At 41.5% G+C, this 26,702-nt stretch carries 26 protein-coding genes; 25 read left to right on the forward strand and 1 reads right to left on the reverse strand.

The genetic code is table 11. The features are described from left to right. The first annotated feature begins 23 nt into the window (after positions 1-23). Complete coding sequence (locus QWZ17_RS26320) at positions 24-275, forward strand: helix-turn-helix domain-containing protein (protein ID WP_290308321.1); 252 nt, start codon at positions 24-26, stop codon at positions 273-275. A 45-nt stretch (positions 276-320) separates the two neighbouring features. Here QWZ17_RS26320 and QWZ17_RS26325 read toward each other — a convergent pair whose 3' ends face one another. Further along, positions 321-1,058 (reverse strand): glycosyltransferase family 2 protein, encoded by a 738-nt coding sequence (locus QWZ17_RS26325; protein WP_290308322.1) that lies wholly within the window; start codon positions 1,056-1,058, stop codon positions 321-323. A 97-nt stretch (positions 1,059-1,155) separates the two neighbouring features. Between QWZ17_RS26325 and QWZ17_RS26330 the strand changes: the two genes are divergently transcribed. The 24 genes from QWZ17_RS26330 to QWZ17_RS26445 all read left to right on the forward strand — a co-directional run bounded on the left by QWZ17_RS26330 (position 1,156) and on the right by QWZ17_RS26445 (position 26,582). Further along, complete coding sequence (locus QWZ17_RS26330) at positions 1,156-1,926, forward strand: polysaccharide biosynthesis/export family protein (RefSeq protein ID WP_290308323.1); 771 nt, start codon at positions 1,156-1,158, stop codon at positions 1,924-1,926. Continuing rightward, positions 1,923-4,349 (forward strand): GumC family protein, encoded by a 2,427-nt coding sequence (locus tag QWZ17_RS26335; RefSeq protein ID WP_290308324.1) that lies wholly within the window; start codon positions 1,923-1,925, stop codon positions 4,347-4,349. The genes QWZ17_RS26330 and QWZ17_RS26335 overlap by 4 nt, the downstream gene beginning before the upstream one ends. A 16-nt stretch (positions 4,350-4,365) precedes the next feature. Continuing rightward, positions 4,366-4,899 (forward strand): UpxY family transcription antiterminator, encoded by a 534-nt coding sequence (locus QWZ17_RS26340; protein WP_290308325.1) that lies wholly within the window; start codon positions 4,366-4,368, stop codon positions 4,897-4,899. A 124-nt stretch (positions 4,900-5,023) separates the two neighbouring features. Further along, positions 5,024-6,811, forward strand: coding sequence for an asparagine synthase (glutamine-hydrolyzing) (asnB, locus tag QWZ17_RS26345; RefSeq protein WP_290308326.1), 1,788 nt, complete (start codon positions 5,024-5,026; stop codon positions 6,809-6,811). Beyond that, entirely contained in the window at positions 6,804-7,925 is a 1,122-nt protein-coding gene (locus QWZ17_RS26350; RefSeq protein WP_290308328.1) for a glycosyltransferase family 4 protein, read from the forward strand. Before asnB ends, QWZ17_RS26350 begins: the two co-directional genes overlap by 8 nt. After that, positions 7,918-8,781: an ABC transporter permease gene (locus tag QWZ17_RS26355; RefSeq protein ID WP_290308329.1), complete on the forward strand. Its 864-nt coding sequence runs from the start codon at positions 7,918-7,920 to the stop codon at positions 8,779-8,781. The genes QWZ17_RS26350 and QWZ17_RS26355 overlap by 8 nt, the downstream gene beginning before the upstream one ends. Position 8,782: 1 nt before the next feature. Then, on the forward strand, positions 8,783-10,069 hold the full coding sequence (locus tag QWZ17_RS26360) for an ABC transporter ATP-binding protein (RefSeq protein ID WP_290308330.1): 1,287 nt from the start codon (positions 8,783-8,785) through the stop codon (positions 10,067-10,069). A 14-nt stretch (positions 10,070-10,083) separates the two neighbouring features. Next, entirely contained in the window at positions 10,084-10,692 is a 609-nt protein-coding gene (locus tag QWZ17_RS26365; protein WP_290308331.1) for a hypothetical protein, read from the forward strand. A gap of 29 nt (positions 10,693-10,721) precedes the next feature. Then, the gene (locus tag QWZ17_RS26370) at positions 10,722-11,561 is read left to right on the forward strand and encodes an FkbM family methyltransferase (protein WP_290308332.1); all 840 of its coding nucleotides are present in this window, start codon (positions 10,722-10,724) and stop codon (positions 11,559-11,561) included. A gap of 31 nt (positions 11,562-11,592) precedes the next feature. Then, positions 11,593-12,462 carry an alpha-1,2-fucosyltransferase gene (locus tag QWZ17_RS26375; protein ID WP_290308333.1) on the forward strand — a complete coding sequence of 290 codons (870 nt, stop codon included), beginning with the start codon at positions 11,593-11,595 and terminating at the stop codon, positions 12,460-12,462. Then, entirely contained in the window at positions 12,459-13,463 is a 1,005-nt protein-coding gene (locus tag QWZ17_RS26380; protein WP_290308334.1) for a glycosyltransferase family 2 protein, read from the forward strand. The genes QWZ17_RS26375 and QWZ17_RS26380 overlap by 4 nt, the downstream gene beginning before the upstream one ends. A gap of 16 nt (positions 13,464-13,479) precedes the next feature. Continuing rightward, positions 13,480-14,589 (forward strand): glycosyltransferase family 4 protein, encoded by a 1,110-nt coding sequence (locus tag QWZ17_RS26385; protein WP_290308335.1) that lies wholly within the window; start codon positions 13,480-13,482, stop codon positions 14,587-14,589. A gap of 30 nt (positions 14,590-14,619) precedes the next feature. Further along, entirely contained in the window at positions 14,620-15,627 is a 1,008-nt protein-coding gene (locus QWZ17_RS26390) for a glycosyltransferase family 2 protein (protein WP_290308336.1), read from the forward strand. Positions 15,628-15,633: 6 nt separating this feature from the next. Further along, a complete protein-coding gene (locus tag QWZ17_RS26395; RefSeq protein WP_290308337.1) occupies positions 15,634-16,566 on the forward strand; it encodes a sugar transferase in 933 nt (310 codons plus the stop codon). Between the two features lie 107 nt (positions 16,567-16,673). Then, the gene (locus tag QWZ17_RS26400) at positions 16,674-16,925 is read left to right on the forward strand and encodes a hypothetical protein (protein WP_290308338.1); all 252 of its coding nucleotides are present in this window, start codon (positions 16,674-16,676) and stop codon (positions 16,923-16,925) included. 1 nt (position 16,926) lies between these two features. Further along, positions 16,927-18,075, forward strand: a complete 1,149-nt coding sequence (locus QWZ17_RS26405; protein WP_290308339.1) for a glycosyltransferase family 9 protein — start codon at positions 16,927-16,929, stop codon at positions 18,073-18,075. Further along, positions 18,072-18,998 carry a glycosyltransferase family 2 protein gene (locus QWZ17_RS26410; RefSeq protein ID WP_290308340.1) on the forward strand — a complete coding sequence of 309 codons (927 nt, stop codon included), beginning with the start codon at positions 18,072-18,074 and terminating at the stop codon, positions 18,996-18,998. Before QWZ17_RS26405 ends, QWZ17_RS26410 begins: the two co-directional genes overlap by 4 nt. A gap of 3 nt (positions 18,999-19,001) precedes the next feature. After that, a complete protein-coding gene (locus QWZ17_RS26415; RefSeq protein WP_290308341.1) occupies positions 19,002-20,390 on the forward strand; it encodes an MBOAT family O-acyltransferase in 1,389 nt (462 codons plus the stop codon). Beyond that, a complete protein-coding gene (locus tag QWZ17_RS26420; protein WP_290308342.1) occupies positions 20,390-21,523 on the forward strand; it encodes an alginate O-acetyltransferase AlgX-related protein in 1,134 nt (377 codons plus the stop codon). The genes QWZ17_RS26415 and QWZ17_RS26420 overlap by 1 nt, the downstream gene beginning before the upstream one ends. A gap of 34 nt (positions 21,524-21,557) precedes the next feature. Continuing rightward, positions 21,558-22,355, forward strand: coding sequence for an FkbM family methyltransferase (locus QWZ17_RS26425; RefSeq protein ID WP_290308343.1), 798 nt, complete (start codon positions 21,558-21,560; stop codon positions 22,353-22,355). 414 nt (positions 22,356-22,769) lie between these two features. Next, positions 22,770-23,645, forward strand: coding sequence for a glycosyltransferase family 2 protein (locus QWZ17_RS26430; RefSeq protein WP_290308344.1), 876 nt, complete (start codon positions 22,770-22,772; stop codon positions 23,643-23,645). After that, positions 23,646-24,593 (forward strand): glycosyltransferase family 9 protein, encoded by a 948-nt coding sequence (locus QWZ17_RS26435; RefSeq protein WP_290308345.1) that lies wholly within the window; start codon positions 23,646-23,648, stop codon positions 24,591-24,593. Beyond that, complete coding sequence (locus tag QWZ17_RS26440) at positions 24,586-25,539, forward strand: glycosyltransferase (RefSeq protein WP_290308346.1); 954 nt, start codon at positions 24,586-24,588, stop codon at positions 25,537-25,539. Before QWZ17_RS26435 ends, QWZ17_RS26440 begins: the two co-directional genes overlap by 8 nt. Then, a complete protein-coding gene (locus QWZ17_RS26445) occupies positions 25,536-26,582 on the forward strand; it encodes an acyltransferase family protein (protein ID WP_290308347.1) in 1,047 nt (348 codons plus the stop codon). Before QWZ17_RS26440 ends, QWZ17_RS26445 begins: the two co-directional genes overlap by 4 nt. Positions 26,583-26,702 lie beyond the last annotated feature (120 nt).

Consider the following 26,702-nt stretch of genomic DNA (forward strand, 5'->3'; position numbering starts at 1 on the left):
TTTTTTTTTCATTTTATTCGAGGATGATTAAGAACAGCAAAGCCAGGCGTAATGAAGAGGCGATTTTGATCCTTGCTCAAAACGTTCGGAAATACAGGAAGGTAGCTGGTCTGACTTTAATGGAACTCGCTGTAAAGTTAAATACCGATTATTCGCAGATTGGCAGGATCGAACGGGGCATTTTAAACCCCAGTATCTCAATGGTTTTTGATATTGCGACGGTATTGGCAGTAAAGCCGTCGCAACTGGTAGAGGAAGAAAGGAAAGAAGGCTGAAACCGGGCTCGTGATGCTCCGTTCTGCTAATTTTACAACAACTTATTATAAATATTGACCGATTTTCCGAACTCGTTTTAAAAGGACAGCCAGAATCGGAAATGCGATTCCATTCGACTTCATGGCCTTCCAGTCGTTTTGCAACGCCAATATACGGCTTCGTAAATTGCGGTTACTGGCACCCCCAGCCTCCATGTTGACCATGACACTTTTCAGGTAAAACGAATTAATTTTGTTTGTATGTATAAATCTCAACATCAACTCATAGTCTGCAGAGGTCCCCAGATCGAGCCGGTAAACGCCGTGGGCCTTAAAAAGTTCACGGCGGCAATAGAAAGTAGGATGTGGTGGCATCCAGCCAAAGTTAAATACGTTCGGCTTGTACTTTCCGGATCGCCATTTCCGAAAAACTGTACCTGACGAATTTACGAAATCCAAATCGCCATAGAGTAGTTGTAAATTTTGATCCTCAAATGCTTCTGCTACCCGGGACAAAACCTCATTGTGTGCAAAGAAATCATCTGCGTTGAGCATTCCAATAATGTCACCCGATGCCAGATTGATCCCTTTGTTCATTCCATCGTAGATACCTTGGTCAGGTTCTGAAATAAATCTGTGGATAAAATTTTTAAAAATTTGTATAGTCTGAACTGTATTGTCAGTCGATTTTCCATCGATGATGATATATTCGACTTCTTTAAAGGATTGCGCAAGAACCGAAGCAATACAACGCTCGATCGTGGTTCCCGCATTGTAGCACACTGTAATTAATGAAATTTTCAAATCACCTACTTGTTGAAACTATTGCTGTTTGAAGTCGCAAATTTATGTAAATTTGGCGTTGTTTCTAATTAAATAATATTGACAAGAACAGGTGTGTATGTGTAAATTAATAAAATTGTGTCTGGTTCTTGCTTCTGTTTTTACCTTGTCGTCTTGCGGAAGACAACAGTATATCGCATTATTCCAGCAAAAAAACGCCGCGGAAAGTGTTATTTACAACGATACAGTTGGCGATTATCATATCAGGCCTCACGATCTTCTGCTCATTAAGAATTTACAAGACATAAGTTATATCGTCAGTCAACCTGCGGATCGTGGCTCCTCCGGCGGAAGCTCAGGCCAGGGCCAGACTTTTGAAGTCAATGATGAGGGTAAAGTCACGCTTCCGATCGTCGGAGCAGTTACCGTTGGTGGACGGACAAGGGTAGAGGCAAAAAATATGATTGAAGTCTTGTACCGTAAAAACCTTTTGAAAGATCCGATCATTGATTTAAAAATAACCAATTTGAAGGTAACGGTTTTTGGAGAAGTTAAAGGGCAAGGGAATTTTCCGCTTGTAAAGGACCGCACCACGCTCGTAGAGCTTTTAGGAGAAGCAGGCGGCATCACTGAAAGTGCAGACGAGACCAATGTGCAAATTATCCGGGGAACTGAAAAGAATCCCAAAGTAACCAGGATTGATTTAAGCGCAATATCCGCTATCAACGATCCGAGGGCGATATTGCAAAACGGAGATATTATTTATATTTCTAAAAACCGTAGGGCCATACGTAACGACAAGATCCAAAATTTTTCGTCGGTTTATCAGCCTGCTGTTTTATTACTCAATACGCTATTGCTCATTTTTACGTTTTCGCGGATTAAATGAAAGAGACAGAAAGCAAACCGTTTAGCCTGCCAAGCCAGGAAATCGATTATTTTAAAATCGGAAAAATATTACTGAGTAGATGGTATTGGATCATCGGCTGTCTTGCCATAGGCACCTTGGTTGCCAACGTTTATCTATGGTATACCCCGAAGACTTATGCGACCTCGGGTACCATGAAATTTGAGGAGAAAAAATCAGAAATTTCGGACCTTGTAGGTGCAATTACCACGTCTGACAAGGGACCGTCAAAAGTCCAGACGGAAACGATGGTTCTGCAAAGCCGAAATGTCATAATCAGCGCCATTAAAGACCTGGATTACCGGATTAGTTTTTATGTAGTGGGGCGTGTGCTCAACAGAACGAACGAACTATACCCCCAAAAGCCACTTGATATTCAACTGTTGAAATTTGATTCCACAAATTTTTTCCATGATTTCATCAGCTTTAAGCCTAAAAACAGTAACTCTTTTTTACTAACCTATAAAGAATTTGGAAAGCAAGTTGAAAAAACAGTTACTTATAATACGCCATTTACGATAGCCAATATGGCTTTGAGCATCAAAAGGCCTGTTGGTCTTATGAAAGATGTATTTTACCAGTTTAAGTTCAATTCACCTGAAGACTTTTTTGATAGGATAAGGGGCGGTCTGCGTACTAGTGAAGTGATAAGAAATTCGAACATTGTCTCTTTACAGCAAACCGATGTAAATCCAGAGTTTTCAGCAGACGCCTTAAATGCCGTGATGACCGAGTATTTAAAATACGACCGGGCACAAAGAATGCAGTCTGCCACGCAAATGATTGATTTTATCGATAGCCAGTTAAAATATCTTTCCAATGAGGTTAAAGGGTCTGAAAGATCGATTGAAAAATTCAAACAAAATTTGAAGATCATGGATGTTAATTCGGCTGCTGAAGCCGCGCTAACTAAAGCAAAAGATCTGGAGACGCAACGCTCGCTGTTAAAAATTCAGTTAATCGCGCTCGAACAGCTTAAAAGCGACATTGTTAAGGAGAAGAATAATGTAACGTTAAATTTTAGCCTGGAAGGAGTGGTAGATCCCCAGCTGCAGGCATCTATCGAGAAACTGGATAACTTACTTGCAGACAAGTTTTCCCTTGCTAAGACATATACAGAGAATTCTAAACCGATTACTGATATTAACCAGCAGATTTTACAGATTAAAAATACCGCACTGAACAATATTAAAATTTCAATCGGGCTGGTTCAAAAAAATGTTAATTATATTGAAGGCCAACTAAAACCTGTTAACCAGCAGATTGCTCAGTTCCCAGCGGCTGAAAATGACATGGCCGGCTTAAAAAGGAATTTTGAAGTCAATGATAAAGTTTACTCGTTTTTGTCTGAGCGAAAATTGAATGCTCAAATTAGTCGGTCAGGGATTTTACCCGGGGCGACAATTATCGATGCGGCGCAACCTAATTATTCACCAATTTCACCCGACGAGCATAATATCCGCCGGTCAGCTCTTGTTTTTGGGCTGATAACAGGCTTGGGATTGATCGTTCTTATCCGCATGCTGAATCCATATATTTATGATAAGGAGACAATTGAAAGTCTTACAGCGGTGCCGATTCTGGGGGTTATCCGGAAATATCCGGATATTATTGATGAATACAGTTCCCAGATATTGGCCATAAGTAAGCCCAAATCGATCTTTGCAGAATCAGTCAGATCTGTCCGGACAAATTTAAGCTTCCTTGCCTCGGACAAAGAACGCAAGGTTATTTGTGTCACGTCGGAAGTCGCTGGTGAGGGTAAATCATTCGTAGCGGTAAATTTATCAAGTACATTATCGCTTATTGATAAAAAAGTCATTATCATAGGAGCAGACCTTCGGCGCTCAAAGTTGCATAAAACCTTCCAGGTGTCCAATGATATGGGTTTAAGCAATTATCTTGCGAATCAATGCTCCGCAGAAGACATTATTATGCACTCATCGCAGGACAATCTCGATTTCATTCCTTCGGGACCGGTCCCTCCCAATCCATCTGAACTGTTGCATTCAGCAAGGGTTGGAAAATTAATAGACTTTTTAAAAAAGGACTATGAAATAATCATGATCGATACCGCCCCGATAGGGCTGGTTTCAGATTCCATACCTTTGATCAGACTGAGCGACATTAATGTCTTTGTCATACGCTCCGGGAAATCAAAATTTTATTCTGCAAGTGTTCCTAATCGTATAGCCCAGGAATACCACTTGGAAAATACGGTGATCGTATTGAATGCTTATTCGGAGGATTTATTACATTCAAGATATTATACCACTAAGTTTACAGGTGAAAGTTATGGTTCGAAGTATTATTATTATTCAGATTATAGCGGCTATGAAAGTTCGGGTTATTATGTAGACGAAAAAAAGAAGAAATGGTGGGATTTCAGGAATTGGATTAAATGACAGAATGCACAGGTAAATGATCTCAGTTAAATCAACTGCCGGTATAAGTAGATGGTATCCTGTTTATACCCATCCGCGTTCTGAAAAAAAAGCGTTCGAGGCATTGGTAAAAAAGGGAATCGAAGCCTATTTGCCATTGCAACGGCAGCTCAAACAGTGGAGCGACAGGAAGAAATGGGTAGAGGAACCGTTTATAAAATCCTATTTGTTTGTTCGGATTAAAGAACATGAGCAAACAGAGGTATTAATGACAAAGGGAATAGCGCGGTTTCTCTATTTCTCAGGACGGATTGCTTCAATGCCTGACCGGCAGATCAAGGAACTTAAAATGCTTATTGCCAGTCCCTATGAGATGGAGATTACCGAGGATAACCTGCAGGCAGGCGAGCAAATCATGATTAAATCCGGGCCTTTAAGGGGTCTTAAAGGTGAAATTTTAGCATATCGGTCGCAAAAAACATTAGCCTTAAGGTTAGAGAATTTGGGGTATTCCATCATTGTGCACGTTTCTGCATCGCTGATTGGAAGATTTAATATTGAAAGTAGATAACTGACGAAGGCATTTTTATTGATATCAATACTGAAATTAGTAATCTGGGCATTTATTTAAATTATTGGTTTATAATGAGTTGTGCATTAGAGGTGTGACTTATGAGGCGAAGCTATGAGTATATATGTGTAGGATTGCGGGGATAATATCCAAAACGCTGAATCAAAACCAGCTTCTTGAAAAAGTAGGGCTGATGTGTGATACGATGGCTCGTGGCGGGCCCGACGATGTCGGCATATTTTCAAATGAAAATGAAAGTCTGGTGTTTGGACATCGGCGCCTTTCGATCATCGATCTTAGCATAAACGGACATCAGCCGATGGCTGATATTAATCAAAAGGTGTGGATTACGTTTAACGGCGAAATCTATAACTATCTTGCGCTAAAGGCACAGTTATTGGCTGCCGGGATGGATTTTTGCTCCAATTCGGATACGGAAGTGATCATAAATTCTTACCTGCTTTGGGGCGTTTCGGCGTTTGCAAAATTGCGTGGGATGTTTGCTTTCGCGCTATACGATATCGAGAAAGGGATAACTATACTGGTGCGTGATTCAACCGGGATCAAACCACTTTATTATTATTGTAGTAATGGGATATTGACTTTTGCATCGGAGATTAGGGCATTTAAAGCGGCTGGAATTGCAACAGATACTGATCATTCCTGGCCCGTAAGATTTTTGGCTTTCGGCCATATTCCTGAACCCTTTACAACGTTGAAGAATGTTTTCAGCCTTAAAAAGGGACACTATTTATTGTGGCATCAAGATAAGTCCGTCTTTACTTTAAATCAGTTTTTTCCTGATGCTAAAGAGGAATTTATTACCAACGACACAGATGCCAAGGCATATATCCGAAGCAGCCTAAAAGCAGCTGTTAACCGGCAGTTAGTGTCGGATGCCCCCATAGGTGTTTTTTTAAGCGGGGGTGTTGATTCAAGCCTTTTATCTTTACTGGCAAATCAGCAGCAAGAGCAGAACTTAAAAACAATTTCGATTTTTTTTAACGAAGCCAGCTACGACGAACGCGCCTACCAAAACAATGTGCTCGACCAGATAAACGGTGAGAAATTTACGCATCTGGTCCAGCAAAAGGATTTTGAATTGTTTTTTCCGAAGATTATTTCGGATATGGATATGCCAACTACTGATGGAATAAACACCTGGTTTATCAGTAAGTACGCGCATGATGATGGCTTAAAGGCCGTATTATCCGGGGTTGGTGCTGACGAGTTATTTGGAGGGTACCCTTCATTTAACAGGATAAAATATTTGCGCTACCTCAGAATGATGCCATCCGTGCTATTCCGTGGAATGAACTATTTCCAAACGGACAAATACCGGAAAATGTCTTTTTTGGCTCGTGAACATCATTTAGCAGACTATTTATTGTTACGCGGCCTGTTTGTTTCGACAGACATCGCGCGCATTTTGGACATGGACGCAAACGAGGTGAATAAAATTTTATTTAATGAACCTGATTTCAATGAACTCAGATCTTACACTAAGGAGCACGCTGCCTGGTTCGAAACAAATCTGTACATGCAAAACCAATTATTAAGGGATACCGATGTCATGAGCATGAGTCATGGATTGGAAGTCCGTGTGCCATTTTTAGATGAAGATTTTCAACTCGCTGTATGGCGTATTTCCCCGCGCATAAGGTTCGACAGCAAGCAACCCAAAAAGCTATTAATTGACAGCTTCAAGGAAGTATTACCGGAAATGACCTGGAACAGGCCAAAAATGGGATTTACCTTTCCTTTGCAGGAATGGATGGGCAAGCATCGGGAAATTAGTGATGTGAATTTATACAAAGGTACGTTTGCCCGAAACGAAGCTTTAAGATTTAAAAGGGGGAATATGCATTGGTCAAAGATGTTTGCGCTCTACCAGATTCAAAAACATGTCTAAAAAAGTTGTGTTATTTACCCTGCAAACTTTTAGCACAACCGGTGGTATTCAAAAAATGGCACGGACGCTAGCGCATTCATTGTTTTGTCTTTCTATAATAAATAATTGGAATTTTAGCTTATGGTCGGTTTATGATTCTGCCGGAGATTTGATGCCACAATATCTTCCTAAGGAGAATTTCCGGGGGTTCGGCCTAAACCGGCTGAAATTTATTTTGACGACGCTTATCAATGCCGGAAAACCCGAAGTTGTTATATTAAATCATATAAACCTTGCAATAGTAGGAACGCTGATCAAAACCCTAAATCCCAAATGTAAAGTGTGGCTGATTGCGCATGGTATTGAAGTATGGAGGCCACTGACGGCAACCAAAAAGTTATTACTAAAGCGCTGCGATAAAGTCATTTGTGTAAGTAATTACACCATGCAGCAAATGATCAGCCGTCACCATGTCGATGGTTCAAAATGCACGGTTTTAAATAACGCCGTCGATCCGTTCATGAAACTACCTGAATCGTTTTCAAAACCGGAATATTTGTTAAAACGTTATGGGTTAAATGAAGACGACCGGGTTCTTTTTACCCTTACGCGTTTGGCATCGACCGAACAATATAAAGGGCATGATCAGGTCATTAAAGTCATAGCCCTTTTAAAAGACCAGTTTCCTGACATTAAATATATCCTCTCCGGGCAATACGATGAGAAAGAGAAAAAACGTATTGAAAGACTTATTTCCGATCACCATGTAGAGACGTGTGTCTTGCTAACTGGTTTCATTGATGAGGGAGAACTGTCAGATCATTTTTTGCTGGCAGATCTTTTCGTTTTGCCAAGTAAAAAAGAGGGTTTTGGTATCGTGTTTATCGAGGCGCTTGCTTGCGGCTTGCCTGTCATTTGTGGTAATGTTGATGGTAGTATTGATGCGGTTTACAACAGTGAACTTGGAACTCCAATAAACCCTGACAGCCTTTCAGAATTAAAAGAGGCAATCGCCGGATACCTCGAAACAAGTATGACGGAAGATAAAAGACGATACTTACAGGGTAAATGTGTTTCGCAATTTAATGAAAACAATTATATGATCAATTTAGAAGAGTTAATTAAATATGGATAAAAAGAAAGAGGATTTCTGGGATACCGAAATTTCCGCTAAACACAATCTCCTTGATTTGAAGCTGAAAGATATCTGGGATTACCGGGATCTGCTTATTCTACTGGTGAGACGTGACTTTGTTTCTTTTTATAAGCAAACTATATTAGGCCCGCTGTGGTTTTTCATACAACCGTTGTTTACCACTGTTATCTATACATTCATATTCGGAAGCCTAGCTTCCATACCCACCGATGGCTTACCCCAGCCGCTTTTTTACTTAGCTGGAATTACTGGGTGGAACTATTTCGCAGATTGTCTGACCAAAACGTCAGGTGTATTTACGGCTAATGCTGCTTTATTCGGTAAGGTCTATTTTCCCAGGTTAATTGTTCCGTTAAGTATCATCGTATCAAACCTTATTCGTTTTGGAATTCAAATGAGTCTTTTTGCCCTGATGATGCTGATATATTGGCTGAAAGGAGCTGCGTTTCACCCCACTCAATGGATTCTTTTATTTCCATTTTTGTTAATTCTAATGGCTATGCTGGGCTTGGGACTTGGGATGATCTTTTCGGCTATGACTACAAAATACAGGGATTTAAGCTTTTTGCTGACATTTGGCATTCAGCTTATGATGTACTTGACTACTGTTATCTATCCGTTATCTGTGGTGGAAAGCAAATACCCTGCCTATAGGTGGTTGGTTGAATATAACCCTATGACTTCTATCATTGAGGCTTTTAGATTTGGATTCCTGGGACAGGGAACCTTTACCACGCAATCATTGGCGATAACTACCTGCTCGACCTTGTTGATACTAATCACTGGAATTGTAATTTTTAACCAAGTTGAACGGAACTTTGTAGATACCGTGTAATATGTCAGTAGTAATTAAAGTTGAAGGACTTTCTAAGGCTTATCAGTTAGGCGAAATAGGTACGGGTACAATTTCCAGGGACCTCGAACGTTTCTGGGCTAAAATACGCGGGAAAGAAGATCCTTTTCTAAAAATAGGGGAAACCAACGAAAGAACACAAAAAGGTACAAATGACATTGTTTGGAGTTTAAATGATCTCAATTTTGATGTTAAGCAGGGTGATGCTGTTGGAATTATCGGCCGGAACGGTGCCGGCAAAAGTACCCTTTTGAAGATATTAAGCAGGGTAACCGCACCAACCCGGGGGACTATAAAAATTAAGGGTAGGATAGCTAGTTTGCTGGAAGTCGGCACGGGTTTTCATCCGGAATTGAGCGGGCGTGAGAATATTTATCTCAACGGCGCCATATTGGGCATGCGCAAAGCAGAGATCAAAAGAAAATTTGATGAAATTGTTGACTTTTCCGGAGTTGAACGATATATTGACACGCCGGTGAAAAGATACTCTTCCGGGATGTACGTGCGGCTGGCCTTCGCCGTAGCCGCGCACCTTGAAAGTGAAATATTAATCGTAGATGAGGTTTTGGCGGTTGGTGACGCAGAATTCCAAAAAAAATGCCTTGGAAAAATGGACGTTGTCAGTAAGGGAGAGGGGCGTACAGTATTATTTGTTAGTCATAACATGACTGCAATTCAAAAATTATGTAATACTGTTGTTTTATTAAACAACGGCGAAATAGCGGGTATAGGAGAGACACAGTCTAACATAGATAAATACCTTCAAAACGCAATAATTCAAAAGACCACTTTTGACATTCCGTTGCCTCAAGACCATACCGCTTTGCATGGTTTTGCTTCCAGGTTACAGATCGAGGATAGCGATGGCAAACCGATCGCCGAAATTCCTGTAGGAAAAACCTGGCAAGTAAGGGTGTTTTTCAAAATCAATGTTGAAGTGCAGCATTTTATCATCGCTTTAGGCATCATGAATTCAAATGAAGTTAACATCAGGACTTGTTGGAGTGAAAAGGCCTGCCTCAAAGAAGGTTATTATGAAGCAGTATTCAGGGAAGACCAGCTGATATTTGCTCCGGGGAATTATTATTTAACTATAGGGCTTTCTAATTATGAGCGCCCGATCCATTACGTCGAAAATATTGCATCTTTAAGTATCTCACAAGTCAGTGATCCGCTATTGGAAAATACGATCTTGAGAGTTAATAATGTCGGATTATTTTTAAACCCCATGAGCATTAAAATAGCCATGTTGAAAAATAATCTCCTTTAATAAGCTATATGAACATGATAAAAAAACTACAAAGACTCTTTACTGCTAGGAGTAAAAAAGAGGATAATGTTATCGAAAATTGGAATGATGCCGGCCAACCAGTCCCCCCTCCTCATCTCGTTAAACAAAATATAATCAAAAAACTCCAGCAACAGTTTAACTATGATCTGTTCATAGAAACTGGAACATACATGGGAGATATGGTTGAAGCCCAAAAGAAAAATTTTAAAGAAATCATTTCAATTGAATTAGGGGAGAAGCTTTATTCAGATGCTGTTTATAGGTTTAAGAATGACAAACATGTCAAGATTCTTCAGGGAGATAGCGGGGATATTTTAGCTAAACTTTGTGCCGATATTGACCGGCCGGCAATTTTTTGGTTAGATGGTCATTACTCCGGGGGAATCACAGCAATGGGAAAAAAGGAATGTCCTATTTTTGAAGAATTGTCAGCTATATTAAGTGCGAAGCCATTTAATCATATTTTACTTATCGATGATGCCCGGCTGTTTGTCGGTGCCAACGATTACCCAACCCTGGAAAAGTTAAACGATTTTATTACAGAGTATAACCTTTCGGCCAAAATTTATACTGAGTATGACATTATTCATGTTATATTATAGTAGCGATCTTTATTTAAAACGGGAATTTTATGATCTTTAACAGAGAGTATTATATTGATCTTCCAGTGCCAATAAAGCAGGAATTGGATATGTTGTTTAAAAGAGATGCTGCAATTACGATTTTCGAAATTGGTGCCTGCGAGGGGGAGGATTCGATAAGATATTCGAACTTATTTCCGAACTCCAATATTTTTGCCTTTGAACCCCTTCCAAAGAATCTTCAAAAGATACAGCACAATATAGTAAAGTATCAAAAAGATAACATTACGATTGTTCCACTTGGCCTAAGTGATAACTGCGGTATTTCCACATTTTATGTTTCATCAGGGACACCGGAGGGACAGGAGAATAATGAAAACTGGGATTTTGGCAATAAATCAAGCTCCCTTTTACCACCCGACAAGCATATTGATGTCGTAAAATTTATCGAGTTTAAACAGAGAATTGACGTTGAAACCATCACGCTTGATGCTTTTTGTCAAAATAAGGGAATCAACCTTGTTGATTTTGTTCACATGGACGTTCAAGGAGCAGAATTGATGGTTTTAAATGGTGCCAGGAACTCAATTTCAAAAATGAAAGCGATCTGGCTTGAGGTTTCTAAAATTACCTTATACAAAGGGCAGCCGTTAATTAATGATATTGAAAGATTTATGTCTGAAAATAATTTCGTAAAAATAAAGGATACCGTAGATGATATTACTGGCGATCAATTTTACGTTTCAAAAACATTTTTTCCGGGCCATCATCAGATGCTCTCCGCCATTATTCCGCGCGATAGCCGTTTTGAACGCCTGGCCGATTTAAAAGCCCTTTGGGGGAAAACGAAAAGGAAATTGTCGGCTGTCAAAAGATGGTTTTTCAAATGATCATTTGTGAATTGTTCTAATTGAAGGAATAGTGATTATAGTAAAAATTCATGGCGGTTTAGGTAATCAACTATTTCAATATGCGTTTGGGCGTAAGGTTGCCATTCAAAATGCCTGTGAGCTCAAGCTTGATCTTTCCTTTTTTGAAGATCAAAGCGTACGGCGTTACGCTCTGAATCATTATTCCGTTATGGAACATATTGCTTCGCCTGCTGATTGTGAGCGCCTGGTAGCTAAGCATAACTCGAAACTCAGGCACGTTGCCCGAAAATATTTCCGGTATCACCCACATTATATAGAAGAAAATGGCCTCTCTTATAATCAAGCATATCTTGAGGTCAAAGGTGAATGTTTATTTAATGGGTATTGGCAGTCTGAAAAGTATTTTGCGGATATTTCGCATATCATCAGAAATGAATTTAAAGTAACAGTTAAATCTTCAGGCCCTAATATCGAGTTGCGGAAAAAGATTGATTGTTCAAATGCCGTGAGCCTGCATATTCGCCGAGGCGATTTTGAAAATAATAAGATTGTAAATCATATCCATGGAGTTTGCTCACTCGATTATTATCTCGCGGGGATACAGTACATTGCCACACAACTTGCTGATCCGGTTTTTTATGTTTTCTCCGATGATATTTTGTGGGCGAAAGAAAATTTAACCATTAATTATGCAGTTATTTTTGTTGATATAAATGATGAATATTCGGCCTTCGAAGATATGGCTTTAATGAGTCGTTGTAAGCATCATATTATTGCCAACAGTACTTTTAGCTGGTGGGGGGCCTGGTTAAACCCTGATCCTTGTAAAATAGTAGTAGCACCTAAAAATTGGTTTGCCGATCCTGCGATGAATCTGCAGTCAGCATCAATAGTTCCTGAAAAATGGGTCAGGTTATGAGAAATCCGTTGGTTACTGTGATTATGCCCGTTTACAATTGCGAAAAACATATCGCAGACGCTATAGAAAGTATTTTAAGCCAGACATATGCAAACCTGGAATTAATTATAATTGATGATTGCTCCACGGACCACACGCGGCAGCTAATCGGCAAGTACACTGATGATAGGATTGTTTTCATCAAAAAAGAAAAGAATACCGGGCTTGTTTCCAGCCTCAACCTGGGCATCAAAATTTCCAAAGGGGGATTTTTAGCCAGGATGGATGGCGATGACATCAGCCATCAAACGAGACTATCAAAGCAGGTTCGGTTGTTAACATCAAACCCCGACATTGTGCTCTGCGGCACCTGGTATCAATTATCAGGATCTAATGAAATTATAAAAAATCCTGTTGAGCACGAGGATATTAAAATAAGTTTATTGGATCATTGTGTGTTGGGACATCCATCTGTGATGTTTCGGAAAGATTTTTTAACGGCAAATGAGCTGACCTATGACGACTCGTTTTATCCTGCGGAAGATTACGAGCTCTGGACAAGAATATCGGCCATCGGTAAAATTGCAAATATTCCGGAAGTATTACTATGGTACCGAACCCATGAAAACCAGGTTTCAAATAAGGAACAGTCGATTCAATTAACAAAATCTTATCAGTGTAAGGTCCGGATGATGTGTTATCCTTTGTCTAGCCCCAGCCAATCTGATATAAGCAGAAGCGCGTTTATCGTTGAAAACGGCGGGGTCAGCAACCTCTCAGAACTACAGGAACTGGTATCCTGGCTGGATCGCCTGTCTGACGCAAACAAACAATCGTCATTTTATGATGAACAAAAATTTCAAAAATACATAAACAATAAAAAACGTCAGATCATCCGTAAGTTTTATTTGCATTCGACGTCCTATTCACCGTCTGTGTTATTTTCTTTTAGCTGCGGCAGCTATTTTACAGCTAATGAACTTGTTAAATTCACGTTAAAATGTATTTTTTTCTGGAAATAAGAACAGGACAGCTCCAATGAAAAAGCATCTTGTTATCGTGGATCTTTTTGAGTTCGGAGGGAGTAATTCACATCTCAAAACATTGATCAAATATTGGGGTAAGGCAAATGTGGTTATAGTGCTAAAACATGAGGATCAGTTAGCTTATCTTAATAATATCGAAGATGTTCAGGGTATACAAACGCGGATCTATTCAAGCTTATATCAATACGCACATTTAAGCTACAGATTTACTACTAACTTTAAAGAATTATGCTATATCATCCGTGCAATTTTTTTAGTTCAGCTTTTAAGCATAAGATATGGCTTTGCAGACGTGAATATCAGCACGGTTGACCCGGAAAAATATCTGTATTTACTATGGCTGCCATTTGCAAGAGTATTTTACACCCTTCACAGTACGCCTGGCGAAAGATATACATGGTTTACAACATTCACCTGCAACTATACTTTAGGCAACCGGAAAAAAATAATAACGGTTTCTAACGCCAACAGGGACCTGATTTGCAAAAAATGGAGAGTATCTCTTTTAAAGGAGAACTTTGTCTATGCCGTTTACAATTGCATTCTTGAGGATGGACCGATAGACACTTCGCAAACAAAAAGTGATGGACTCATTATTTTGACTATGGGGCACGTAATTGATTACAAAAATCCAGGCCTTTGGCTTAAAGTGGCTAAAATGGTGATAGCCAGACATAAACATGTAACATTTGTCTGGCTGGGGAACGGACCCTTATGGGATGAGTTTAAGGCCGCGAGCGAAAGTATCGAACGCGTTTTATTTATGGGTGCAGTGCATAACCCTGTGCCGTTTCTGAAAAGTGCCTTGATTTATTACCAACCCAGCCTGAGTGAAACGCAGGGTATAGCTGTAGTTGAGGCAATGTCCCAATCTCTACCTTGTGTTGTTTCGGAAACGGGTGGTTTGCCGGAGACTGTAGTACATGGATATAACGGGTTTGTCGTGAATCCTACTATTGTTCAAGATCATGTCGAAGCGATTTCAGCGTTGCTCAATGCTCCGGCCATAAGAGAAGAGTTTGGTTTAAATGCACGTAAAAGAGTTTCGGAATTATTTAGTTTCGGTTCCTTCAAAAAGAAAATGGACGCGCTTTACCTCTAATAAATAACTATTATTATACAAAATATTTAAATGAATCCTGGTGTATCCGTGTTAATATGCTGCTACAATGGTAGTATGAACCTTCCTGAAACGTTAAAGCACCTCGCTTTGCAGGAGGTGCCTGCCGATATTCCATGGGAGATTATCGTAATTGATAATGCCTCTACGGATTCAACAGCGATAGTGGCAAAAAAGGAGTGGGAGAAATACGACGTTGCCCTTTCCGGATTTAGTATATTGTCGCAACCACTCCCTGGTAAAAATCACGCATTTGATATGGGGCTGAAAGCAGCAAAATATGATTTTGTACTGACCTGTGATGACGACAATTGGTTATTCCCCGATTATATTGCGCGGACTTTCCGTATCATGTCAGGCAACCCGGAGATCGGAGCCCTCGGCGGATGTGCTATTTATGAGCCACAGCAACCCGCTAACAAGGAAGTAGAAGAATTTACCTATTATTTTGTCAACGGTCCCCAAACCTGGGTTGAAACTGACCATTGGGTATATGGAGCGGGCTCTTCCTATAGAAAAAGTATTCTGATTGAACTTTTAGATAAGGGATGGCAGCAAATAACTTCGGGCCGTAAAGGCAAAAGTTTGATTTGTGGCGAAGATTCCGAAATCTGCTTTATGATTTATTTGAGAGGCTATAAAGTTGTTGCAGATAACGATCTGAAATTCCGGCACTTTGTTCCTTTAAAGCGGCAAAAAATCGACTATATCACCAACCTGTCGTTTTGGATCAGCTACTCACATGTGCTGATGAACAGTTATTACCCGATCTTAAACCAGGATAATCGGACGATCAGGCACATTATCAATTTTTGGTTACTGGGAGCAACCAAAACCTACCTGAAGAGCCTTGTCCTTTTAACCATTCAAAAAATGAAGGTGTGGGAAAAAAGGACGGTGATGGACAAAATAAAATTTAATGCGACATACGGGACATGGTACTCTCTTTTCAGGAACAGGAGAAAGATCATTGCGCACCACGAGCATACCAAGGATATACTAACAACCAAAAGTTTATAAGGGGGCATGCAAGAAATAACCAGGATAGTTACAGGTAACGACTTAGCGCCGGTGGTGCTATTCATTTATAACCGCCCGCTTCACACCCGTAAAACCCTTGAGGCATTAAGCCGGAATCTGCTGGCTGATGAGTCAGTATTATATGTTTTTGCCGACGGCCCGAAAGAAAATGCCACACCAGGGGATTTAAACCTGATAGCACAGGCCCGCGAGGTGATTAAAGAAAACCAATGGTGCAAAGAGGTTGTCCTCGTTGCAAGGGAAAAAAATATGAACCTGGAGGATAATATTATTGACGGAATAACCAGGGTGATCAACCAGTACGGGAAAGCCATAATGCTGGATGACGATTTAATTACATCTCCATATTTTCTCCAATATTGTAATACCGGCCTGCAGGTTTATGAAAACGATAAGCAAATTTTTTCGATAAACACATACATGCTCCCGATAGACTTTGAAAGTACGCCGGAAACCTTCTTATGCCCGGTGGCAACAAGTTCAACAGGATGGGCTACCTGGGCAGACAGATGGAGGCTGTTCGACCCTAATCCGGCTTTTATCAATGAGATTGACACTGATGCTTTTTTACAAAACAGGTTTAATGTGGGTTTGATGAATAAAATGTATATGTTAAAGTACATGAATACCTGGGATATCAGGTGGTATTATACGGCATTTATCAGAAACGGACTTGGTGTTTTTACCACTAAATCACTGACTTTTAATATCGGCTTTGATGGCAGTGGCACCCATAAAGGAGGCGAAGACCTCGTACAGGAACTTTACACGGAGTCAATGCCCGTGATTTACCAGGATTCCATCAATTTAAAGCACTATTCCAAACTATTGAATTTTGTGAAGCCGGATCCGGTTTCCTTCAAACAAAAAATAAAAAATATTTTAAAATTCCTGATTAACTATCATCCGTCCGGATAATGACCTGAAATGTCAGATTTTATCGTTGCTGAAGGCCGAACCCCGAAAGTCAGCTGCTTTGACGGTGAGTGGCTGATTGATATGACCTAAACCATGACATAATATTTATGCTAAAAAGAATTAAAGACACGCGCAGGATGCTGCCGGTTTTCCCGGGGCATTTTGCCAGACTGGAAAATGAACCGGCTGAGCAAAAGCCACGGGCTGCGAAAGCTGCTATCAATAGTTTGGACTATTCTTTGGACGGCCCGATCATTGCATACGGATTCAATATATTTTCCGATGGGGAGGGTGATCAAATAGGCATAATCAGATTCATTTTGAAATTTCATTTTTTTGGTGAATTAAACCATAGTTAAATTGTCATTTACAGATGTTTTATGGTTGAAATTCAAGTTTGTAATTATCCGCAAAGTACTGCCGAGTATTATTTATCTTTTGTGCAGCCCTTTGCCCCGGCAAAAGCAACGGATTCTGATTATTAAAGCCGATGGTATTGGTGATTACCTATTGTTCAGAAACTTTCTCCATTTTTTAAAGGGTTCGCAGAAATATAAGCACCATCAATTTTATCTGACGGTTAATCAATCCAGCGCCCGATTGGCAAAGTACCTTGATGGCGATATTATCAGCACATTTTTCACATATTCGGAAGGCTTTTTTTTAAAATGGGAGCTGATCGGTTTATTGTGGAAGCTCCAGCGAACACGCTTTGATACCGTTATTTATCCTAACTATTCGAGGAGCTTCCAGGTTGACTGGCTGGTCCGTAATTTGTCTGTTAAAAACAAGATCGGCGTCGACGGCGACTGTGTCAATGAGACAGCCGTGTTGAAAAATGAGGGGAACAGGTATTATTCGGAACTGCTTGATGTCGGTACACTACCCCTGCACGAATTCGAAAGAAACAAGCAAATTGTTGAGTTAATTGCGTCGGAAAAATGCTTTCTTACCGGACCGATTATAGCAAAAAGCGAACTGGACATTATTGACCATGGAGATATAATCATATTCCCTGGAGCAAGTACCGAGGAGAAAAAATGGCCGGTCAGTTATTTTTATGCCCTTTGTTCCCGTATTTACACGACGCTTGGGGCCGGGATCGTCGTTGCGCCCGGAAAAGGTGAAGCATTCGGTAAGACGGCTGTTGATTTGAACATACCTGCCGACTTGTTCCGGGTTGCTGATAACCTCAGCCTGGAAGAGCTTTGTACCCTGATCGGCGGAGCCGCGCTTCTGGTCTCGGGGGACACTGTCGCTGTTCACATTGCCGCTGCGCTAAATGTTCCGGTTGTTTGTATCTGTAAAGGTGACCTTTACGGCCGCTTCGTTCCCTATCCTTCAGGTGTTTTTGATAAAGTATGTTGTGTTTTGCCACGAAATGTTAGTCCACAATATTTGGACTACTCCAGCTGGTCTCCTGCAAAAATAGCCGATGTGGACGGTGAGGATGTGTTTGATGCCGTTTCTAACGTCTGGGCGCAAAAAAAAGAAAAATATACAAAATGAACCTGCCCGATTTAAAGTACTACCGGTCTGTTTTTCAAGGAAAAGGCATTACATTGCCTTTAAAAGAGGTGCCATCATCAGAGGGTTTGCGGCGTGTGCTGCCGGATGTGCCTGAGGGGAAGGTCGGATGGCCCTGGACGGAAGAAACGAATCCTATGGTTTACGTTAAGCGTGCGCATTGGCCGAAGCTGACTATTGTCACCCCTTCCTATAACCAAGGTCAATTTATTGAAGAAACGATCAGGTCCGTGTTGTTACAAAATTATCCGAACCTTGAATTCATCGTGATTGACGGGGGAAGCAGTGACGGGACGAAAACGATCCTTGAAAAGTATTCGCCGTGGATAAGTTACTGGCAAAGCGAAAAGGACGAAGGGCAGGGGCAGGCGATCAACCGTGGATTCAGTCTTGCTTCGGGTACCTGTTTTGCCTGGATAAACAGTGATGATTATTATTTGAAGAATGTGTTTTTGAAAGTCACTGAAAAGTTCATGACGAGCAACACCCAATTTATTTATGGGTTTGGTTATAGTATGACCCAGGAGTCGCGACGCTTTGAACTGATCAAAGTTTTACCGTTTTGGGATCTGTTCATCAAGATACCAAGCCTGATCCAGCCCTCTACTTTTTGGTTAGCGGCAATTCACCAGCCGATTTGGGAGGAACTACATTGTTCTCTGGATTTTGAACTTTGGCTGAGGCTCGTGAAAGGGAAAAAACGGTACCGGATAAAGGAACCGTTGTCGGTAGCCAATGCACATATGGACGCCAAAACGCACGATCCGAAAATGAAGGCGCAATGGGATCAGGATCACCGCAGGATATGGTCAGCGGACGCGCACGGCGAGGTATATGAATGGAAACGGATCGTTTTTTTAAATAGGGTGAGAAAAAAAATCTGGCAAATGTTTAAATTAACCTAGTAAATGCTTTTTAACTCGCTTCTGTTTTTGTTTTTCTTCCTGATCGTTACAACAGGTTATTACCTGCTTCCACATAAATTCAGATGGTTCTGGCTGTTGGGTGCGAGTTGCTACTTCTACATGTATTTCAAACCGGAGTACATTCTGATCATTTTTTTTACAATTATTGTCGACTTTGTTGCCGGTATTTTAATTGAAAATGCAAAGGGCGCGTACCGGAAAATTTACCTGCTGGCGAGTATTATCACAAATGTTGGTGTGCTGGCCTTTTATAAGTATTTTAATTTCTTTTCCCAAAATATCAATTTCCTGAGCCAGTTTTTACATGGACCGAAGGTGCCCTTACTGGACTTTATCTTGCCGATCGGACTTTCTTTCCATACTTTCCAGGCGATGAGTTATACGATCGAGGTCTACCGGGGTAAGCAAAAAGCTGAAAGGCATCTTGGATTATATGCTTTATATGTGATGTTTTATCCACAGATGGTTGCCGGGCCGATAGAACGGCCTCAGCATATTTTGCCCCAGCTTCGCCGTGTTATCAGTTACAATCCAAAGACTTTCGTTGCAGGCCTGTTGTTAATGGCGTTTGGTCTTTTCAAAAAAGTCGTCGTCGCTGACAGGCTGGGCTTATTTGTCGATCCGGTATTTTCAAATCCGCGGGGACATTCGGCAGCAGAGCTTTTTGTGGCCAGCTATTTTTTTGCCTTCCAGATTTACTGTGATTTCAGCGGCTATTCTGATATTGCGATCGGAGCGGCGTTAACCTTGGGGATCGAACTCATGCGAAACTTTAACATGCCCTATCTTTCGCGGAACATCGCGGAATTCTGGCAGCGCTGGCACATTTCATTGTCCACCTGGTTCAAAGACTACATTTACATCCCTTTGGGCGGGAACCGCGTCGATTTTTTTCGGTTGTGTATCAATTTCATGATCGTGTTTCTTGTTAGCGGATTGTGGCATGGAGCGAACTGGAAATATATGATCTGGGGAGGGATACATGGACTGTTATTGGTGATTTACCAGTTGATGAAAAAAATGAAATTAATTATAAAAGGTTTTACATTCTTCAAATGGCTGTTGACGTTTAACCTGGTATGTTTTGCGTGGGTTTTTTTCAGGGCGGACCATGTCGGGGATGCTTTTTATATTATTGAAAAAATAACACGTGTAAAAGAGTTTAGCTTTAGATCGATAAGTGCCATGCCTGCCGGGGAATTGCGCTACTGCACCGGCCTGATCATTTTATTGCTGGCTGCCGATCGATATTTTCAAAATGTCCGGTTTTTTTCGGTGCCCAAGATCGTGATGTGGACGGTTTCTTTGGTTATATTATGTTATTTTTTAGGTATTTTTAGCGAAGCTCAGTTTATTTACTTCCAGTTTTGATGCGAAAAATTATTGCCCTGCTGATCTTGTTGTTTTCCACTGTTGTCCTGATCCTGGCGATGGATCAGGCTTTGATCAACACGCTAAAACGGGACAGGTACTTTGACCATCTAAGTACTTCCGGCCCCGGTGGTAACAGATTATATCACCAGATTTTGATCAGGTCTGACAGGTGGCGTTATGGGGACCTTTTCGGATTGTGCTATTTGCCGCAATACAAATTCAGGCTGGAACCATTTAAAAAATATGAAAATGGCCCCGCCGGGGCGGCTTCAGGACGTGTCCTTTATATTATCGGCGATAGTTACCTGGCAGACAAATCGATCAGTGGTGCGTTTGACGGCTTTGAGCATGTCATTTTCCTGGACCGTCGTTTCCCGTTCGGGCCAGTTGCTTTAGATAGTACCAAGCAAAATGTGCTGATCATGGAATTCGCAGAACGAAACCTGGTGGATTATGAAATTGACCGTACCTCTGAACAAAGGTGGACTCAAAAGGACATCGCCGGTAAACTGAATTTTAGGCCTCAGGCCGCCGCACCATCAGATAATAATGCGGGGGCGACGGCGCTTTCTGAACGGCTTAACAAAATACTTTTTAACAGGGAATTAAGCCGGAACCTTGAACTCTTGCTTTTTGATGATAAAATGTGGACACCACTGAAGGAGTTGAAGGCGAGCCTCAATTACCAGCTATTTGGCAGGCTGCCCGGCGAGGTTGCCGTAAGTACCGACAAAAAGAGGCTCCTGATGAATATTACCGTGGATACTTCTTTCCGGCAGTCTGATTTCAGGACAATCCCTGATATTGAGATAAACAGACTTACTGCGCATCTTGCGGAAGCAAAAAATTATTATAATGCGATCGGTTTTAAAGCGGTTTATCTGGCGGCCATTCCGAATGCAGCCTCAGTTTATGACGACCGGCGGATGTCTTATAACCATTTGCTTGAGCGGGTTGAACGGAATAATCTTTTTCCTGTCATCAGTGTTTATCACCAGTTTAAACGTAATCCTGCCAATTTGTACTACCGCAGCGATACGCACTGGAATCCACTTGGCTTTGATATCTGGCTGACTGAGGCCGACCGGGTACTTCGTCAAACAGCCTTCGGGAATGCGGCTAAATATTAATTATAACTAAAGAAATCGTTAAATCAATTTCAGCATGAAGACTTTTTTGAAGCGGGTGTTTGGCCCTCATTTAACCGCACGGTTCAGAGAATCGTTTCCCTCATTGGTACAGCGCAGAGCGGAAGCCCGGGAGATCGAGCGAAAATCCAACTTTTACGCATCCTTTGTCAACAAAGGAGATATTTGTTTTGATGTTGGTGCAAATATGGGAAACCGCATCACACCGTTGCTGGAAATCGGTGCCTCGGTAGTAGCTGTGGAACCCCAGGAAAGTTGTTATAAATACCTCGATAAAAAATTCGGAAACAAGATCTCACTTGTTAAAAAAGGCCTGGGTGAAGCTGAGGCGGTTAAAGTATTTCATTTGTCAGATGATTCTACTATTTCCTCTTTTTCTGACGACTGGATCAGTGCCGTAAAGAAAACAAGCCGCTTTAAAAATAAAAAATGGGACAAATCGGTGTCCGTTGAAATGACAACGGTCGATAATATTATAAAAAGCTTTGGGCATCCTTCATTTATTAAAATTGACGTTGAAGGATATGAACTGGAGGTTTTAAAAGGCTTAACCCGGCCCGTCAACATGATCAGCTTTGAATATACGGTGCCGGAACAACCCGGCCGTGCAGTGTTGTGTATCGCCCAGATAGAAAAATACAATAACCATATCGAATGTAATTACAGCATTGGTGAAGACCTCGTTTGGGCGCTTAAAGATTGGCTGCCCGCTGCAGACATGAAACAACACATTTTTTCAGAACAATTTAATCAAACCTGTTTTGGTGATATTTATATCCGAACGAAAGCAAATGATCATGCCGGCAATCCTTAACCACACATGAACCGCTTGCGAAAAAAGACAAATGCATATCGAAAGTGGCGCCTGCTGTTGCGACTGGTCTCAGCTCTATAGTTGACCTGTCAGCAGGGGTTCTGTTTAGACCGGTAGTTTCCGGTGACGCGTTCCAAGGCATGCTTAGTTTCATGAATCACTTCAACCGGCTCAAATGGAATAACAGTCACAGCGTGCCAGGCAGGAGCCGGCGAATCATGTCACATCCACTAAGGTGGTATTTGGCCGGGCAAAACGAGATTACTTATCCTATTTCGTCTTTGGTTCCTGTAAAACTGGGCGCGGCCGTCATACGCCTTCGCTGGGTGCTTTAACAGCTGTTTGTTATTGCTATGATTTTATGCCTTACAGAGTCAGCGCGCCCGGCGAAGCGGGGAGACTGCACTAAGTAATATGAAACCTTTTTTTTCGATCATTATTCCCCTGTTTAACGCCTCTTCCAAGCTACCGCAATTGCTTGAAAGTGTTTCTTTACAGCGTTGCCGTAATTTTGAAGTTGTTTTTATGGACGGTGCTTCAACGGACAACACCCTCGATATTGTGGCTGATTTTGTAAAAAACAATAAAAAGCAGCCTGTCATCGTTCATTCCAGCCCTGACCATGGAATTTACGATGCAATGAACAGGGGAGTTGACTGGGCGTCCGGCGAATGGCTCTATTTTATGGGAAGTGACGATAGCTTCTGTGATGCGGGAGTATTGGAAGAGGTCAAGGACGTGCTAGAAAGGGAAAAGGCCGACCTGATCTATGGAAATGTAGTGGGTATTTCGGGTACGACCAGGTATGTTTACAATACGGAAGATAAAGTATTATCCAAAGGGATTCACCACCAGAGCGTGTTCTACCGTCATTCGCTTTTTGATGATTTCGGTAAATATGACCTGAAGTTTCCAGTTGCGGCCGATTATGATTTTACGCTCAAAGTCTTTTTGAACGATAGTTACCGGATAAGATATATCAACAGGGATATAGCATATTATGGGGAAAGTGGGTTTAGTTCGGTAAACTTTGACTACAAGTTTTTTTGCGGTCATTATCGTTTACTAAAATGCAACAAGGCTCTGGACAGGATTGCCGATCCCGATAAGTGCCTTTCCGATTCAGTTTATTGTTGTTATCACCTGGCGGGGACAAAAAAAAATCTCGCTTTGGCCTGGCGGAACCTCCTTTTTTATGTATTTTTCGTAAAAAAGGCCACCTTGAACTTCCGGATTAAAGTTTTTTATAATATGTTAAAGCGGACAGTAAGGCGTCCTTTACTGACTTAAATGTTTAGCAGTAGTTTTTTAAGTACCACCATACGCACCTTAGGCAGATTTTGCCGATATGGTGTGCCCAGCCATATTTTATACTTCGGCGATTCGCTTGGTGATAATCTGCTGTTGACCACGCTGTGTAAAGCGCTGTCGGGGCGGGGTGCCAGGAATATCTGGGTCAAATGCGACCACTATGAGTTATTTATAAATAATAATGATGTCAAATTGGTGTTGCCGTTTCAGGCAACCCTATCTTCGTCGTTAATCCGCCTTTTCCGGGTTAAGGTTATTCATCCGGTATATACCGTGTACCAAAAGGATATTGACCGGGATCTGATCCCGGAAAAGCATATTGTACTCAAAATGGCGGATTGTATTCCCCTGAAGGGCGAAATTGAGAATAAACCGGTATTCCATCTTTCCCCGTCGGAGGTGACAGCGGGGCGGCTGTCATCGCAAGTCATTGTCATTGTGACATCTACCAGTGGAGCAAAAGTGCCGATGGCCAACAAAGAATGGCTACATGAACGATATCAGCAGATCGTCGACCGGTTATCACCGAGATATCAATTTGTTCAATTAGGGACAAAAGGAGATGCCGCGCTTAAAAATGTCCGGGATTTACGTGGGAAAACCACCATTCGGGAAAGTGCGGCTATCCTGCATAACGCGTTGCTGCTGGTTACCCATGTGGGCTTTATGATGCACCTTGCGAGAGCGGTCGATTGCAGGGCAGTGATTATATACGGTGGACGCGAAAATCCAGCACAGTCAGGTTATAGTTGTTTTAACAATATTTACAGCGATATATCCTGTTCCCCCTGCTGGCTGCACAATACATGTGAGTTTGACCGGAAATGTATGAAAATGATCACCGCTGAAAGAATAGTGGAAATTATATTGGGAGAATTGAAAGAACCGAAAGTGACACCTTTTGTCGATAAATTGTATAATGATTAAGCTATCAGTAATTATACCGACCTACAATCCTGACATTGGTCGGCTACGTCGGACTCTTGACGCATTAAAAAACCAGACTTTACCGATCTCATCGTGGGAACTGGTTATCATAGATAATCATTCGCCGAACGACTTTTCAGGGCAAATTACTACCGCCTGGCAGCATTCTTCGCGTATTGTCAGAGAAGAAAGACCCGGGTTAACATTTGCCAGGATCAGGGGCTGCACAGAATCTACCGGTGATATCATTGTCTTTGTGGATGATGACAATTTACTCGCTCCGGATTATCTCGAAAAAACCTTAAATATATTCGAAGTTTTTTCTAACCTGGGGGCGGTCGGGGGAAAGTCCTTTCCCATTTTTGAGGGGCCTGAGCCAGCCTGGCTCCGTGGGTTTTATGGCAACCTCGCGCTAAGGGATCTGGGCGACGAAATTATACTGAGTGACTGGGATCAAACTTATCCGTCCTGCGCCCCCGTAGGTGCGGGAATGGCGGTAAAGAGAAGTGCAATCGCGCCTTACGTAGCCGGTGTAATGTCTGGAGGCAGCCTGATCTCCGACAGAAAGGGGGACTCCCTGAGCTCCGGCGGCGATAATGACATTGTTCTCCACGTTCTGAAAAATAACCTGCAAGTTGGTTATTTTCCTGATCTGCAGCTGTTGCACATCATCCCTGAAGCGAGAACAAAGGTGCATTACATAGCCAGGCTGATCAATAACACCAACAAGTCCTGGATTCAGTTACTTGAACGTCATCAGATCAACCCCTGGCCGCTGATCGACAACTGGACAGTTCCCTTCAGAAAGATGAAGGCCTGGTTTACCTATAAATCATGGAAGGACGAAGTTAGTTACATCCGATGGCGGGGGGCTTGCGGGACATTTGAAGGTTTGGCAAAAAGTAACTATGTAAAAAGGAAGGTTAACACGGGGGATAGCCAATGACGAAGGCAAAAAACGGATTTGATCTCCTTCGGATACTGTTGGCAGCGATGGTTGTATTGGAACACAGTCTCTTAATAGGGGGATATGATTTGAAGGATCCCCTTTACGTTTTCTCGAAAGGGCAGATAAATTTTGCGGATCTGGGCGTAATGGTTTTTTTTGCTCTAAGTGGTTACCTCATTACGGCGAGTTTTGAGCGGTCAGGTAACGTGTTCATCTTTGCAAGCCATCGGCTGCTTCGGATTTTTCCGGGTTTTTGGGTTTGCCTTATCGTCGCCGCATTTTTAATTTCGCCCCTGATTTTCATCTCAACGGGCAGGTCATGGTCGGCTTTCGATTTTTTCGGACCGGGAGGAGCGCTGAATTTTATAAAGCAAAATTTCTTTTTAAAGATTAACCAATGGAGTATCAAATCGTTGCTCGATCACGCGGCATACCAAGAATCTCTCAATGGCAGTCTATGGAGTTTATTCCCGGAAATGCAATGTTATTGTTTTACGTTATCGGCCGGGCTTTTCGGGCTTTTTAAAAGGAACAAATTCCTGTACCTGCTTATTTCAATGATTGTATTCGCTTATTTTGCGATCAATGTTAATTTCTCGAAGAGCTTTGGGCCAACTTTGCTGACGCTCTCGCCGGCATTAAAACTCTATGCCTCCTATCTTGCAGGTTCAGTAATTTATCTTTTTCGGGATTTTGTAACGCCTGATAAAAAAGGTACGCTGTTTTTGCTGCTGTTTACATTAATACTGATCAGGTTTGGCGGATTTAATCTTGTATCGCCTTTTCTGATCGCGCTTGTCCTGATCAATTTGTTCCAGTTGTTCGAATTTAAAATTAAATACGACGTCTCGTACGGCATGTATATTTATAGCTTCCCAATACAGCAACTGTTGTTCCATATTTTCGGTAACAAGCTCCATGTCCTGGCATTTATCTCCATGGCGTTGTTTTTTTCTGCGATTGCCGGTTTTTTGAGTTATATCTGGATAGAGCGCCCATTTATGAACTTAAGAAATAAAACGGATCAATTATTAAAATAATGAGATGGCGAAAAGTTTGGTTGTTGCAGCATTAACATTGCAAAAGTTACTCAATACTGTATGTCTTTAATAGGAAAATTATTATACAAATTTTATTATCAGCCTAAGAGTCAACGGGCG

This window comes from Mucilaginibacter flavus (assembly GCF_030409315.1).
GTDB classification, from domain to species: domain Bacteria; phylum Bacteroidota; class Bacteroidia; order Sphingobacteriales; family Sphingobacteriaceae; genus Mucilaginibacter; species Mucilaginibacter flavus.

Coding starts and splice junctions, on each gene's coding strand:
- QWZ17_RS26415 (WP_290308341.1), top strand. CDS start 19,002: ATGCTTTTTAACTCGCTTCTGTTTTTGTTTTTCTTCCTGATCGTTACA.
- QWZ17_RS26330 (WP_290308323.1), top strand. CDS start 1,156: ATGTGTAAATTAATAAAATTGTGTCTGGTTCTTGCTTCTGTTTTTACC.
- QWZ17_RS26435 (WP_290308345.1), top strand. CDS start 23,646: ATGTTTAGCAGTAGTTTTTTAAGTACCACCATACGCACCTTAGGCAGA.
- QWZ17_RS26420 (WP_290308342.1), top strand. CDS start 20,390: ATGCGAAAAATTATTGCCCTGCTGATCTTGTTGTTTTCCACTGTTGTC.
- QWZ17_RS26320 (WP_290308321.1), top strand. CDS start 24: ATGATTAAGAACAGCAAAGCCAGGCGTAATGAAGAGGCGATTTTGATC.
- QWZ17_RS26395 (WP_290308337.1), top strand. CDS start 15,634: ATGCAAGAAATAACCAGGATAGTTACAGGTAACGACTTAGCGCCGGTG.
- QWZ17_RS26365 (WP_290308331.1), top strand. CDS start 10,084: ATGATAAAAAAACTACAAAGACTCTTTACTGCTAGGAGTAAAAAAGAG.
- QWZ17_RS26340 (WP_290308325.1), top strand. CDS start 4,366: ATGATCTCAGTTAAATCAACTGCCGGTATAAGTAGATGGTATCCTGTT.
- QWZ17_RS26350 (WP_290308328.1), top strand. CDS start 6,804: ATGTCTAAAAAAGTTGTGTTATTTACCCTGCAAACTTTTAGCACAACC.
- QWZ17_RS26380 (WP_290308334.1), top strand. CDS start 12,459: ATGAGAAATCCGTTGGTTACTGTGATTATGCCCGTTTACAATTGCGAA.
- QWZ17_RS26360 (WP_290308330.1), top strand. CDS start 8,783: ATGTCAGTAGTAATTAAAGTTGAAGGACTTTCTAAGGCTTATCAGTTA.
- asnB (WP_290308326.1), top strand. CDS start 5,024: ATGTGTAGGATTGCGGGGATAATATCCAAAACGCTGAATCAAAACCAG.
- QWZ17_RS26425 (WP_290308343.1), top strand. CDS start 21,558: ATGAAGACTTTTTTGAAGCGGGTGTTTGGCCCTCATTTAACCGCACGG.
- QWZ17_RS26410 (WP_290308340.1), top strand. CDS start 18,072: ATGAACCTGCCCGATTTAAAGTACTACCGGTCTGTTTTTCAAGGAAAA.
- QWZ17_RS26390 (WP_290308336.1), top strand. CDS start 14,620: ATGAATCCTGGTGTATCCGTGTTAATATGCTGCTACAATGGTAGTATG.
- QWZ17_RS26445 (WP_290308347.1), top strand. CDS start 25,536: ATGACGAAGGCAAAAAACGGATTTGATCTCCTTCGGATACTGTTGGCA.
- QWZ17_RS26355 (WP_290308329.1), top strand. CDS start 7,918: ATGGATAAAAAGAAAGAGGATTTCTGGGATACCGAAATTTCCGCTAAA.
- QWZ17_RS26335 (WP_290308324.1), top strand. CDS start 1,923: ATGAAAGAGACAGAAAGCAAACCGTTTAGCCTGCCAAGCCAGGAAATC.
- QWZ17_RS26370 (WP_290308332.1), top strand. CDS start 10,722: ATGATCTTTAACAGAGAGTATTATATTGATCTTCCAGTGCCAATAAAG.
- QWZ17_RS26385 (WP_290308335.1), top strand. CDS start 13,480: ATGAAAAAGCATCTTGTTATCGTGGATCTTTTTGAGTTCGGAGGGAGT.
- QWZ17_RS26440 (WP_290308346.1), top strand. CDS start 24,586: ATGATTAAGCTATCAGTAATTATACCGACCTACAATCCTGACATTGGT.
- QWZ17_RS26400 (WP_290308338.1), top strand. CDS start 16,674: ATGCTAAAAAGAATTAAAGACACGCGCAGGATGCTGCCGGTTTTCCCG.
- QWZ17_RS26430 (WP_290308344.1), top strand. CDS start 22,770: ATGAAACCTTTTTTTTCGATCATTATTCCCCTGTTTAACGCCTCTTCC.